This window comes from Streptomyces sp. NPDC029674, from assembly GCF_044903205.1.
GTDB lineage: Bacteria > Actinomycetota > Actinomycetes > Streptomycetales > Streptomycetaceae > Streptomyces.
Map to the genome: position 1 here is coordinate 18,470 of NZ_JBJDPY010000014.1, position 12,399 is coordinate 30,868.

10 protein-coding genes are annotated in these 12,399 nt (G+C 72.1%); 5 read left to right on the forward strand and 5 right to left on the reverse strand.

Translation table 11 applies throughout. From position 1 onward, the window contains the following. From ACI2L3_RS29435 to ACI2L3_RS29445, 3 genes are read right to left on the reverse strand one after another with little or no spacing between them, the layout of a single operon-like run. A complete protein-coding gene (locus ACI2L3_RS29435; RefSeq protein WP_404755424.1) occupies positions 1-447 on the reverse strand; it encodes a DUF742 domain-containing protein in 447 nt (148 codons plus the stop codon). Between the two features lie 9 nt (positions 448-456). Beyond that, positions 457-897 carry a roadblock/LC7 domain-containing protein gene (locus tag ACI2L3_RS29440; protein WP_404755425.1) on the reverse strand — a complete coding sequence of 147 codons (441 nt, stop codon included), beginning with the start codon at positions 895-897 and terminating at the stop codon, positions 457-459. Continuing rightward, a complete protein-coding gene (locus tag ACI2L3_RS29445) occupies positions 894-3,833 on the reverse strand; it encodes a nitrate- and nitrite sensing domain-containing protein (RefSeq protein WP_404755426.1) in 2,940 nt (979 codons plus the stop codon). Before ACI2L3_RS29445 ends, ACI2L3_RS29440 begins: the two co-directional genes overlap by 4 nt. Positions 3,834-4,303: 470 nt before the next feature. Between ACI2L3_RS29445 and ACI2L3_RS29450 the strand changes: the two genes are divergently transcribed. Beyond that, complete coding sequence (locus ACI2L3_RS29450) at positions 4,304-4,957, forward strand: hypothetical protein (protein ID WP_404755591.1); 654 nt, start codon at positions 4,304-4,306, stop codon at positions 4,955-4,957. A gap of 50 nt (positions 4,958-5,007) precedes the next feature. On the opposite strand, the gene ACI2L3_RS29455 is transcribed toward ACI2L3_RS29450, so the two are convergent. Both ACI2L3_RS29455 and ACI2L3_RS29460 read right to left on the reverse strand, forming a co-directional pair. Then, positions 5,008-6,234: an NAD(P)/FAD-dependent oxidoreductase gene (locus tag ACI2L3_RS29455; protein ID WP_404755427.1), complete on the reverse strand. Its 1,227-nt coding sequence runs from the start codon at positions 6,232-6,234 to the stop codon at positions 5,008-5,010. Next, complete coding sequence (locus ACI2L3_RS29460) at positions 6,231-6,554, reverse strand: bifunctional 3-phenylpropionate/cinnamic acid dioxygenase ferredoxin subunit (RefSeq protein WP_404755428.1); 324 nt, start codon at positions 6,552-6,554, stop codon at positions 6,231-6,233. The genes ACI2L3_RS29455 and ACI2L3_RS29460 overlap by 4 nt, the downstream gene beginning before the upstream one ends. Before the next feature lie 149 nt (positions 6,555-6,703). Here ACI2L3_RS29460 and ACI2L3_RS29465 point away from each other — a divergent pair, with 149 nt between their 5' ends. From ACI2L3_RS29465 to solA, 4 genes are all read left to right on the forward strand, one after another. Beyond that, positions 6,704-7,534: an IclR family transcriptional regulator gene (locus ACI2L3_RS29465; protein WP_404755429.1), complete on the forward strand. Its 831-nt coding sequence runs from the start codon at positions 6,704-6,706 to the stop codon at positions 7,532-7,534. A gap of 129 nt (positions 7,535-7,663) precedes the next feature. Next, complete coding sequence (locus ACI2L3_RS29470) at positions 7,664-8,749, forward strand: S-(hydroxymethyl)mycothiol dehydrogenase (RefSeq protein WP_404755430.1); 1,086 nt, start codon at positions 7,664-7,666, stop codon at positions 8,747-8,749. Then, positions 8,746-11,190: an FAD-dependent oxidoreductase gene (locus ACI2L3_RS29475; RefSeq protein ID WP_404755431.1), complete on the forward strand. Its 2,445-nt coding sequence runs from the start codon at positions 8,746-8,748 to the stop codon at positions 11,188-11,190. Before ACI2L3_RS29470 ends, ACI2L3_RS29475 begins: the two co-directional genes overlap by 4 nt. A gap of 46 nt (positions 11,191-11,236) precedes the next feature. Then, positions 11,237-12,391: an N-methyl-L-tryptophan oxidase gene (gene solA / locus ACI2L3_RS29480; RefSeq protein ID WP_404755432.1), complete on the forward strand. Its 1,155-nt coding sequence runs from the start codon at positions 11,237-11,239 to the stop codon at positions 12,389-12,391. Positions 12,392-12,399 lie beyond the last annotated feature (8 nt).

The window sequence follows — 12,399 nt, forward strand, 5'->3', positions numbered from 1 at the left end:
TCAGAGCGCCCGGAGGCCGCTGATCACGTCGCGCAGAATACTCTCGTCCGGGAGTTCGGCCGGGGGTACCGGGCGGGTCACGTGCACCAGTTCGTCCTCTACGAGGTCGCCGATGAGGACACGGACGACACCGATGGGCAGGTCGAGTTCGGCCGCCAGTTCGGCGACCGACTGGGGCGTGTCACGGCAGAGCTCGACGATGTCCACATGCTCCGGAGACAGCGTCTGGTCGGCCTCGTGGACGCCGGACGCCCGGGCCTCGGTGATGACGACCGCGATCAGGTCGAGCCGGTGCTGCCCGGAGCTCGTCGTACGGCCGCGTGTCATGGCATACGGGCGCACTACAGGACCGGCGTCGTCGTCGAACCAGCGGGGCGCCTCCTGCGCCTTCGGTAATTTCCGCGTGGCCTCTGTTGTTCTCTGCGTCCCTCGACCGTCTTCGCTCATGACCTCCCACTACCCCCCGGCGGGCGGATCCGTGCGCGGCGCCGTACCCAGATGCGCGCCGACCCGCTTGACCAGCAGCGTCATCTCGTATGCCACCAGGCCGACGTCGGAGTCCGCGTCCGAGAGCACGGCGAGGCAGCTGCCGTCGCCCGCGGCGGTGACGAAGAGGAAGGCGTCGTCGAGCTCGACCACGGTCTGCCGGACCCTGCCCGCCTCGAAGTGCCGGCCGACGCCCTTGGCGAGGCTGTGGAACCCGGAGGCGACGGCGGCGAGGTGCTCGCTGTCCTCGCGGGTCAGGTTCTTCGACACACCGGTCGGCAGGCCGTCTCCGGAGAGCACGAGCGCCTTGCGGATGCTGGCGACGCGCTGCACCAGGTCGTCGAGGAGCCAGTTCAGCTCCCCCCTCCCGCCGGTCGTGGTGGTGCGTGCGTCGGCATTCGGTGCGGTCATCGACCGTCTCCCTCGGATGTCGTTCCTGGTGCTGTGCCGTTCGTGGCGTCGTCGCCCGCGGCGTTCTCGTCGCGGCCGCGCTGCCAGCCCCGCTGGAGCGAGGCCATGCGGCTGCGTACCTCGTCCGCGTCGCGCTCCTCGGGCCGGGTCTCGGCGCTTGGCGGGCGGCGGTCGGGGCCGTCCTTCAACTGCGGGGCGAGGCTGGCCTGCCGGACGCGGCGGGGCAGTCCGCCCGGGGCGGTCGTGTCGGTGCCGGGCGCCGCGGTCGGCCGGAGCCCCGTCCCGTCCCACGGGGCGCGGTCGGGTGTGACGCGGTCCTGCGTGGCGCGATCCTGGGTGGCGCGGTCCGGTACGGCGGTGCGGCGGCCGCGTCGGGGAAGGTCCGGTGTCTCGTCGTCGACGGCTGTGACGTCGTGGTGCGGGGGTGACAGGTCCGGCCAGGCGGGCTGCGGCTGCGGGCGCCGCGGGCTCTCGTCCTCGGCGGCCGGGGCCAGGGGCCTGCTCTCCGGAGACCTTCCTCCTGGGAACCGGCTGTCCTGCGGCCTGTCGTCGGGGAAGCGACTGTCCTGCGGCCGTGTATGCGTCACCGGCCGGCCGTTCGAGCGGACCAGCTTCGGGGTCCGTCGGCGCGGCAGCGGGACGGGCCCTCCGGAGTGGGCGTCCTCGGCGGAATCGTCCTCGGCTCCGATGGGCGCGGTGTCCCTGCGGGTCGGCTCCGCGCGGCTCGCCTCGCGGTCGTCGCGGGCCTGCTGGTGCTGTTCTCCGGGCGTGCCCGCCACCCGGCGGCGCGGCCGGAAGAGGCCGCCGCGCTCGCTCTCCTCGTCGCCGAGGGCGCCGGGGAAGGCGTCGAGGTCGGCCAGGCCGACGGGCGCCTCCAGTTCGACGGGGCCGTCGAGGACGGAGGCGGGCAGGCCGGGCAGCTGCACGGGCACCTGGGCGAGCGCCGCCGCGCGGTCGGCGCCCTTGTCGGCGCCGGTCGTCGCCTGCCTGGTCCGGTCCCGGTCGAGCCGGAAGCCGGCACCATCGGTGTCGGGCACGTCGTCGGTGAGCAGCGACTCGGGGATGAAGACGACAGCGGTCGTGCCGCCGTACGGAGAGGGCTGCAGCGACACACGGACGCGCTGGCGCTGCGCGAGCCTGCTGACCACGAACAGGCCGAGCCTGTCGGTGTCCGAGAGCTCGAACTCGGGGGTCTCCGCGAGCCGCAGGTTGGCGTCCAGGAGCGCGTCGGCCGTCATGCCGAGGCCCCGGTCGTGGATCTCCAGGGTGAAGCCGTTGGCGACGTGCTCACCGAGCACCTGCACCGCGGTGTGCGGGGGCGAGAACACCGTGGCGTTCTCCAGGAGTTCGGCCATGAGGTGGGTGAGGTCGGCGACCGCGGGCCCGGTGACCGCGATGCGGGGCAGGCGGCGCACCTCGATGCGTTCGTAGTCCTCGACCTCGGCGACGGCGGCGCGGACGACGTCCATGAGCTGGACGGGCTTGCGCCACTGACGTGACGGGGCGGCGCCGGAGAGGATCACGAGGCCCTCGGCGTGCCGCCGCATGCGGGTGGTCAGGTGGTCGAGGCGGAACAGGTCGGCGAGTTCGTCGGTGTCCTCGGTCCTGCGCTCCATGGCGTCCAGGAGGGTGAGCTGCTTGTGCAGGAGGACCTGGCTGCGGCGGGCGAGGTTGACGAAGACCTCGGAGACGCCGCGGCGCAGGTCGGCCTGTTTGACGGTGGCCTCGACGGCGGCGCGCTGCAGTGTGTTGAGGGCCTGCCCGACCTGCCCGATCTCGTCCTTGCCGTACGTCAGCCGGGGCGCCTCGGTCTCCACGTCGACCTGCTCGCCGGCCGCCAGCCGGCGCAGCACGCCCGGCAGCCGGACGCCGGACGCCTCGTGGGCCTCCAGCCGCAGCCGGCGCAGGTCACGGATGAGGCCGCGGCCGATGCGCACGGAGAGGAAGAGCGAGACCAGCAGCGCCAGCAGGCCGATCACACCGGCCGCGATGACCCGCACGATCACGCCGACGACCGCCGGTTCGACGCGGTCCCGGAAGCGGTCGTTCGCCTCGATGTTGCTCTCGGCGAGCTGTTTGAGGACGCGGCCCGCGGCCTGGTCCCAGTGTTTGGCGGTCACCGCGCGCTGCTTGTCGGGCCCGGCCTCGATGATGTCCCGTTCGGCCTTGCGCAGCTGGTCGATCTCGGTGCCGTTCCAGTAGCGCCCGTAACGCGCGCGGTCCTCCTCCGGCATCTGCGCGAAGTTCACCTCGAAGAGGAGGGAGCGCTGGGCCCGCAGCTCGGTGGCCTGCCGGACCTCGGACTCGGTGACCTTGCCGGCGACGAGTGCCGAGCCGATCAGCGCGTCCTCGCGGGACAGCAGGTCACGCGCGCGTGTGGCGCCGACGAGCGCCCGGCCCTGCTGGTCGTACTTCATGTCGTCGAGACCGGAGAAGCCGTTCAGCGTGTTGAGCAGGTCGAAGTAGGGGTCGATCAGCTTCGTGTACATCTTCAGGGCGTCGGCCCGGGTGATCGTGCCCTCTTCGACGCTTCTGCGGAGCGGCTCGATGCTGTCGAAGGCTTCCACGAGCTCGTCGAGCCGTTTCCGCGAGTCCCCGCTGACTCCGTCACGGACGTCGGGGTCCTGGGCGTTGGCCCGGACCTTGTCGACCATGTCGTCGGTCGCGGTGCGGCTGCGGCGCAGCGCGGCCAGTGCGTCCGAGGCCCGGGGGTCGGCGAGGTAGACGAGGCTCTGGCGGCGCTCCTGCTGGATCACGCGCGCCGTGTCCTCGACCGGATAGGCGATCTTGTCGACGACGTTCACCGTGTCGATGAGGCTCAGTGCCTGGCGACCGGTGACGACGGTGGCAAAGCCCCAGATCGCGGTGAGGGAGAGCAGCGGCACGATCAGCAGCGCCACGATCTTCCGGCGGATGGACTTCCCGCGAAAGCGCATGGCCTCCCCCAGATCGGCCCCCTGAGGCCGTTGCACGGGCCAGGGGCACACATGTGCGTCAACAAACGGCGCGAGCCTACTACTGACTCACGGGCAACTCGAAGGCGCATCCGAACGCTTTTCGGCCGTGACGCGAAAGGGACGTCCCTAGTTGTCCCTCCATTACGGGAGATTGCGTCCCAGCATGCGGCACCTGCCCGCGGGCCTCATCCGCCGTACCGCGTACGCCAGTTGGCCGGAACTCTTCGCTGCACGGAAGCGGAGCGGGAATCTTTCGGATCTCCCGTTCGTCCATGAGGGAGAGAGCCGCGGATCGAGGGCAGGGCACCGGCGCGCCGCCGGTACGGCACGGGGCAGGCGACATAAAGCGCGGCAAAACGGGCAGCCAGTGGTGAGTTGGACCGGATTCGGAGTCCAGAGCCAGAGGTGTCCCGTGAACGACCGCGAGCAGCGGGGGGAGTGACGAGATGATGGGAACGGCAGAGCGCCACAGGGAGTCCGGGGCCGGCGCGGCCGAACTCACGGATGCAGAGGCGGAGTTCGGGGGCGGTGCGGATGGGGCCGCCGTGTCCGGTGGGGATGAGGCCGTCGCGTCCGGTGCGGGTGACACCGTCGTGTTCAGTGCGGACGAGGCCGCCGCGGTGGGTGCGGACGGGCCGGTGAGTGCGAGTCGTACGGCGGAAGCCGGTGCTCAAGAGTACGAGTACTCGGCACGGCGGCCACCGCTGTGGGTCGAGGAGCCCGCCCGCAGAAGGCGGCTGCCCGATCCGGTGCGGACGGCCGCGGTGCGGGCCGTGATCATAGTGGCGGTCACCCTCGTGCAGGCGATGGTGGCCGTCCTCGCCGCCCTCGCGGGCTCCTGGCTCTCCTTCCCCATGGTGCTGAGCAGCGTGGCCAGCACGGTCGTGGCCACCTGGGGCGTGCTCGACGTGTGGGTGACCCGCCAGGTGTGGAACCAACGGCACGGAGTCGTGTCGATGCCGAGCAGCACGGCGCGGCGACTACGGCGCGAGCGGCGCCGGGCCCGCCGTCAGGCACGGGCCGCGGAGCGCGGGAAGGGGCGCATACGGGGGCGGGAAGGCATACAAGGGCGCGGTGGGTCGGGGCAGTTGTCCCACTCCTGAGGAGTGGTGTGGTGGACATCGCCCGTAGGGCCTGAGTGGTCGTCGCCGCCTCAGACCTCTGCGAGCCGCGCCGCCTGCTCGGCCGCCAGGGCACGTCGCGCCTTCATGAACGGGCGGGCGCGGTCCACCGCGAGGACAGCCGTGGTCCGGCCCATCCGTTCGTAGACGGCGAGGAACCCGTTTCCGCCGCCAACGGCCCCGCTCCCGCCTACGTCAGGCCCGTCCTGCACCCCGTCGGCCGAGCCCTCCACGATGCGCACGCTGTCGCCCTCACCCCGCCGCCCGGCGAACTGGATGCGGGAGCCGTACTGGTCCGACCAGAAGTACGGCAGAGCGCGTACCGACTCGACCGTGCGCCCGGCGAGCAAGTTACGTACCGCGACCCGGGGTTGCTCCGTCGCGCTCGTCCAGTGCTCGGCGCGGATCCCACCCGCCCTGGCGACATCCCCCACCGCGACGACCTGGGGCAGCGCGGTGGCGCAGCCGTCGTCGCACAGGACGCCATCGTCCAGGGCGAGGGGGGAGCCCGCGAGCCAGTCGGTGTTGGGGACCGCCCCGATGCCGACGACGACCACGTCGGCGGGCAGCAGCCGACCGTCCGACAGTTCCACAGCGGTGACAGCGGTACCGGCGCCCACGGCACCCCGCAGCGCCACCACCCCCACCCCCGTCAGCAGTCCGACTCCCCCGCGCGCGTGCAGCCGCGCGCACACCGATGCCATCTCCGGCCCGAGTTGGGGCACGAGTGGCAACGGAGCGGCCTCGACGACGGTGACGTCATGGCCGAGGGCCGCGCACGACGACGCGGTCTCGGCGCCGATGAAGCCGCCGCCGATCACCACCACGCGTCGCGGCCCATGGTCCAGTTCGGCTCTCAATTCGCGGGCGTCGTCGAGGGTACGGAGGGTGTGGACTCCTGCGAGAGGGGGCCCGGGGAGGCACCGCGCCGAGGCCCCCGTGGCGATGACGATGCCGTCGCCCGCCAGGACGCGGCCGTCGTCGAGGACGACCGTGCGGCCCCGCGTGTCGAGGGCCCGGGCGCGCGTGCCGAGGACCCACTCGGCGGCGAGCTCCGCGGTCTCCTCCCTTTCGGAGAGGGCGAGTTGGCCCTGGTCCGCGTCGCCGGTGAGGAATCCCTTGGACAAGGGCGGCCGGTCGTACGGAAGGTGCGGTTCGTCCCCGACGACGACCACGCGGCCGTCGTACCCCTGGGCGCGCAGTTCCCGCACGGCGTACAGGCCGGCGAGCGAGGCGCCCACCACGATGACGGTCCTCATGCCGCGGACCCCTCCTCGGCGGCCGCGAGACGCACGTGGACGACGCCGTCCTCGACGTACACCCGATGGGTGCGCACGGGGCGGCGTGCGGGCAGGCACGTGGGCTTGCCGGTGCGAAGATCGAATGACGCGGCGTGCAGCGGGCATTCGACCTGACAGCCCTCCAGCCAGCCCTCCGACAGGGACGCGTCCTGGTGGCTGCACGTGTCGTCGATGGCGAAGAGCTCACCGTCGGCGTTGAACACCGCCACGGGCGGCGTCGTATCGAGGCGGACGGACTCGCCCGCGGGGAGGTCTTCAAGGCGGCATACGGGGATCATGGGCCTCCCTCTGGCGTTCGGTAACATCACGTTTCGCATGGCGCACGAGAGAGCGCTATGCGCAACAGAATCCGGGTGGGTCGCCCATCGCGTCAAGGGTGTCCCGTGGACGCGGCTTCAAGAAGCCGCCAGGTGGTGAGGGTTCAGGTATGACGGGTGACCGGAAACAGGCTGATCAGGGCAGCGCGCCGGGCGGTGAGCCGCGGGAGAGGCAGGCGAAGGGGGCGGCCGGATCCGTCCAGTCCGTGGACCGCGCGGTGAGCGTCCTGGAGATCCTCGCGCGGCTCGGGGAGGCCGGAGTCACCGAGATCGCCGACGAGTTGGGCGTCCACAAGTCGACGGCCTTCCGGCTCCTCGGCGTCCTGGAGAACCGCGGTCTGGTCGGTCAGGCCAAGGACCGCGGGAAGTACTTCCTGGGCGCCGGCGTACTCCGCCTCGCGGGGGCGGCGGCAGTGCGCATGGACATCTCGCAGGAGGGCGGCCCGGTCTGCCGCGAGCTCGCGGACGAGCTGGGCGAGACGGTGAACATCGCCGTCCTGGACGACGACGCCGCGGTCAACATCATGCAGGCCAGGGGCCCTGCCTCGGTGACCGCGCAGAACTGGCTCGGCCGGCGCACCCCGCTGCACGCCACGTCCAGCGGAAAGGTGCTCCTCGCCCATCTGCCGACGACGCTGCGCGAGGGCCTGATGGCGCGCACCCTGCCCCGGCTCACCGAGCACACGGTGACCGGCACGGTGGCGCTGCGCCGGGAGCTCGAAGCCGTGGTCGCGCAGGGATTCGCCGTCGCCGTCGAGGAGTTGGAGGTGGGCCTCGCCGCGGTCGCCGCGCCGGTGCGCGCGCACGACGGCAAGGTGATCGGGGCGCTCAGCGCGTCGGGGCCGGTCTACCGGCTGACCGAGGACCGGCTGACCGAGCTCGCCAAGCGCACCGTCTCGGCCGCCGTCGAGCTTTCCCGGCGCATGGGGTACGGCTTCTGAGCGTAAGGCTTGACTCCACCCTCTTGACGGCCTGTTGTCGGCGTTCTCACTATGTCTCCCATAGCGCAACTGAACGTGCAGTACGCAACAACTCCGCCACGCCGTGCGCAACAGCAGAGGAGTCTGGCCGTGCCCCACGAGGTCCGTGCCGTCGTCGCCCCGAAGAAGGGCGCACCCGTCGAGGTGCAGACGATCGTCGTGCCAGATCCCGGCCCCGGAGAGGTCCTCGTCTCCGTACAGGCCTGCGGGGTCTGCCACACGGATCTGCACTACCGGGAAGGCGCGATCAACGACGACTTCCCGTTCCTGCTCGGCCACGAGGCGGCCGGCACCGTGGAGGCGGTCGGCGCCGACGTCGCCGACCTCGTGCCCGGCGACTGCGTCGTCATCGCCTGGCGGGCGCCCTGCGGGGCCTGCCGGTCCTGTCTGCGCGGCCGCCCCTGGTACTGCTTCGACTCGCGCAACGCCGCGCGGCCCATGACACTCCTGGACGGCACCCCGCTGAGCCCCGCCCTCGGCATCGGCGCCTTCGCCGAGAAGACGCTGGTCGCCGCCGGGCAGGCCGTGAAGGTCGATCCGGCGGCCCGCCCCGAGGCCGTGGCCCTGATCGGCTGCGGAGTGATGGCGGGGTACGGGGCCGCCGTGAACACCGGCGGGGTGGGCCGCGGCGACACCGTCGCCGTGATCGGCTGCGGCGGCGTCGGGAACGCCGCGGTCGCCGGGGCGTCCCTGGCCGGCGCGCGCCGCGTCATCGCCATCGACATCGACGAGGCCAAGCTGGACGGGGCGACGCGGTTCGGCGCCACGCACACCGTCAACTCACGCGGCACGGACCCGGTCGCGGCGGTGCGGGAGCTGACCGGCGGCCACGGCGTCGACGTCGCGATCGACGCGGTCGGCACCCCGTCGACGTACAAACAGGCCTTCTACATGCGTGACCACGCGGGCGTGCTCGTGCAGGTCGGCGTGCCCGAACCGGAGATGGCCGTCGAGCTGCCGCTGATCGACCTGTTCTCGCGCGGCGGCGCCCTCAAGTCGTCCTGGTACGGCGACTGCCTGCCCACGCGGGACTTTCCGATCCTCGTCGACCAGTACCTCAGCCGCCGTCTCGACCTGCGCGGGTTCGTCTCCGAGACGATCGCCCTCGATCAGGTGGAGGAGGCGTTCGCGAGGATGCGCGGGGGCGAGGTGCTGCGATCGGTGGTGGTCCTGTGAGCGCCGCCCGGGCCCGCGGGCCCCGCGTGGTCGTCATCGGGGCCGGCATCGTCGGCTGCTCGCTCGCCGACGAACTGACCGCCCGCGGCTGGACCGACGTCACCGTCCTCGACCAGGGACCGCTGCCCGCTCCGGGCGGCTCCACCTCGCACGCGCCGGGCCTGGTCTTCCAGACGGGTCCTTCGAAGACGCTGACCGCGTTCGCCGCGTACACCGTCGAGAAGTTCAACTCCCTTGAGGCGGACGGGCTTCCCTGCTTCGACCCGGTCGGCGGCCTGGAGCTCGCCACCACGCCCGAGCGCTGGGCCGACCTGCACCGCAGGGCCGGGTTCGCCGCGTCCTGGGGCGTGCGTGCCGAGCTCGTCGGCTCCGCCCGCTGCAAGGAGCTGTGGCCGCTCGTCGACGAAGCGCGGGTGTACGGCGGGCTGTACACCCCCGACGACGGTCTGGCCCGCGCCGTGCCCGCCTGCCGGGCGCAGCTGGAACGGGCACGCGCGCGTGGAGCACGTTTTCTGGGCCGGCACACCGTGACGGGCATCGAACGGGACGGCGGCCGCGTCACCGGCGTCGTGACCGACCGCGGCACGTTCCCCGCGGACCACGTCGTCTCCGCGGCCGGATTCTGGGGGCCGGTGATCGGACGGATGGCCGGTGTCGACGTACCCCTGCTGCCGCTCGCCCACCAGTACGTGAAGACCGCACCCCTGCCCGAGCTCGCGAGGCACGCCGACCCGCGCGACGAGGCCTCGCGGCCGATCCTCCGTCACCAGGACCGGGACCTGTACTTCCGTGAGCACGGCGACCGCATCGGCATCGGGTCGTACGCCCACCGGCCGCTGCCCGTCGACCCGTTCACGGTCCCGGCGTACGACGACGCCGAGGACATGCCGTCCTCGTACCCCTTCACCGAGGAGGACTTCGCGCCCAGCTGGGAGGAGTGCCGCCGGCTGCTGCCCGCCCTGAAGGGGGCGGAGATCGCGGAGGGCTTCAACGGTGTCTTCTCCTTCACGCCCGACGGCATGCCGGTGCTCGGCGAGTCCCGCGCGCTGCGCGGTTTCTGGCTGGCCGAGGCCGTCTGGGTCACGCACTCCGCGGGCGTCGCCAGGGCGCTCGCCGAGTGGATGGTCGACGGACGGCCCTCGCTCGACCTGCACGACTGCGAGCTGACGCGCTTCGAGGACGCGCAGCGCTCCCCCGCGTACGTGGCCGAGCGCGGCGCGCGGCAGTTCGTCGAGGTCTACGACGTCATCCACCCGCTCCAGCCGATGGACCGGCCGCGTCCCCTACGGGTCAGCCCTTTCTACGCCCGCCAGCAGGAGCTGGGCGCGGTCTTCCTGGAGGGCGGCGGCTGGGAGCGCCCGCACTGGTACGAGGCCAACTCCGCGCTCGCCGAGGGCATCGAGGTGCCCGCGCGTGATGCCTGGTCGGCCCGGCACTGGTCCCCGATCGCGGCGGCCGAGGCCCGCGCCACCCGCGAAAGGGTCGCCCTCTACGACATGACGCCGCTGCGCCGTCTGGAGGTCACGGGCCCGGGCTCCCTCGCCTTCCTCCAGCGCATGACGACCAACAACCTCGCCAAGCGGCCCGGTTCGGTCACGTACACCCTCCTCCTCGACGAGGCCGGCGGCATCCGCTCCGATCTGACCGTGGCACGGCTCGCCCCCGACCGCTTCCAGGTGGGCGCCAACTCCCCCGCCGACCTCGACCGGCTGCTCCGCCACGCGCCCGACGACGTGCACCTCAGGGACATCACCTCGGGGACGTGCTGCGTGGGTGTCTGGGGCCCGCTGGCCCGCGCGCTCATCCAGCCGCTCACCGGTGACGACTTCTCGCACGAGGCGTTCGGCTACTTCAAGGCCAAGGAGACGTACATCGGGTACGTGCCGGTGACCGCCATGCGCCTGTCGTACGTGGGTGAGCTGGGCTGGGAGCTGTACACCGGCGCGGATCTGGGACTGCGCCTCTGGGACACGCTGTGGGAGGCCGGGCGCGCGCACGGCGTGATCGCGGCCGGGCGGTCCGCCTTCAACAGCCTGCGCCTGGAGAAGGGGTACCGCGCGTGGGGACAGGACATGACCACCGAACACAACCCCTACGAGGCGGGCCTCGGCTTCGCGGTCCGGATGAACAAGGGCGACTTCGTGGGGCGTTCGGCGCTCGAAGGGCTCGGCCCGCCCGCGCGCAAGCTCACCGCCCTCCTCCTCGACGACCCCGCCGCGGTCATCCTGGGCAAGGAGCCCGTCTACGTAGACGGCACCCCGGCCGGATACGTCACCAGCGCCTCCTACGGGTACACCCTGGGCCGCTGCGTCGCCTACGCCTGGCTGCCGCCCCTGGAGACGGGCACCGGCATCCACGTCGAGTACTTCGGCGAGAAGATTCCCGCGACGGTCGCCGAGGAGCCCTTGTTCGACCCGGAGATGACCCGCATCCGCCGCTGATCCATCCGCCGCCGACCCATCCGCCGCCGACCGCCAGGAGGCACCGGTGTCCCCCACCCATGACGTGATCGTGATCGGCCTCGGCGGCATGGGCAGCGCCGCCGCCCACCACCTGTCCGCGCGCGGCGCCCGCGTCCTCGGCCTTGAGAAGTTCGGCCCGGTGCACCGCCGCGGCTCCAGCCACGGCGGTTCGCGCATCACCCGCCAGTCCTACTTCGAGGACCCCGCGTACGTACCGCTGCTGCTGCGCGCCTACGAGCTCTACGACCGCCTCGAACGCGACACCGGCCGCGACATCGCCACCCTGTGCGGCGGCGTGATGCTCGGCCGCCCCGACAGCCGCACGGTGGCCGGATCGCTGCGCTCCGCCGAACAGTGGGGCCTGCCGCACGAGATGCTCGACGCGAAGGAGATCCGCCGCCGCTTCCCGACGCTGACCCCGCACGACGACGACGTGGCGCTGTACGAGGCACGGGCCGGCCTGGTCCGCCCCGAGAACACCGTCGCCGCGCACCTCCAGCTGGCCACGCGGCACGGCGCCGACCTGCACTTCGAGGAGCCGATGACGCGGTGGGAGCCGTACAGGGACGGAGTGCGCGTCCACACCGCGGAGGACACCTACACCGCCGGTCATCTGGTGATCTGTCCCGGCGCATGGGCGCCTGAGCTGCTGACCGACCTGGGCGTGCCGTTCACCATCGAGCGGCAGGTCATGTACTGGTTCCAGCCCTCCGGAGGAGTCGGCCCCTTCCTCCCCGAGAACCACCCGATCTACATCTGGGAGGACGTGGACGGCGTCCAGGTCTACGGATTCCCCGCCATCGACGGACCCGCACTGGGAGCGAAAGTGGCCTTCTTCCGCAAGGGCACGCCCTGCACTCCGGAGACCATAGAACGGTCGGTCCACGACAGCGAGATCCTCGCCATGGCCGGACAGGTCGGGCGCCTGATCCCGGACCTCCCCGGCGGCTTCGTCAAGGCCGCCACCTGCATGTACTCCAACACCCCCGACGAGCACTTCGTGATCGCCCGCCATCCGGCGCACCCGCGGTCGGTGACCGTCGCGGCCGGCTTCTCCGGGCACGGCTTCAAGTTCGTGCCCGTGGTCGGCGAGATCGTCGCCGACCTGACCCTCGACGGCGCCACCGGGCACCCCATCGGTCTCTTCGACCCCAGCCGTCTCGCCGCCACACCTGTCTGAGGAACACC

Bases quoted from the DNA above. Each gene is read 5' to 3' on its own strand.
- ACI2L3_RS29435 (WP_404755424.1), bottom strand. From the start codon at position 447: ATGAGCGAAGACGGTCGAGGGACGCAGAGAACAACAGAGGCCACGCGG.
- ACI2L3_RS29440 (WP_404755425.1), bottom strand. From the start codon at position 897: ATGACCGCACCGAATGCCGACGCACGCACCACCACGACCGGCGGGAGG.
- ACI2L3_RS29445 (WP_404755426.1), bottom strand. From the start codon at position 3,833: ATGCGCTTTCGCGGGAAGTCCATCCGCCGGAAGATCGTGGCGCTGCTG.
- ACI2L3_RS29450 (WP_404755591.1), top strand. From the start codon at position 4,304: ATGGGAACGGCAGAGCGCCACAGGGAGTCCGGGGCCGGCGCGGCCGAA.
- ACI2L3_RS29455 (WP_404755427.1), bottom strand. From the start codon at position 6,234: ATGAGGACCGTCATCGTGGTGGGCGCCTCGCTCGCCGGCCTGTACGCC.
- ACI2L3_RS29460 (WP_404755428.1), bottom strand. From the start codon at position 6,554: ATGATCCCCGTATGCCGCCTTGAAGACCTCCCCGCGGGCGAGTCCGTC.
- ACI2L3_RS29465 (WP_404755429.1), top strand. From the start codon at position 6,704: ATGACGGGTGACCGGAAACAGGCTGATCAGGGCAGCGCGCCGGGCGGT.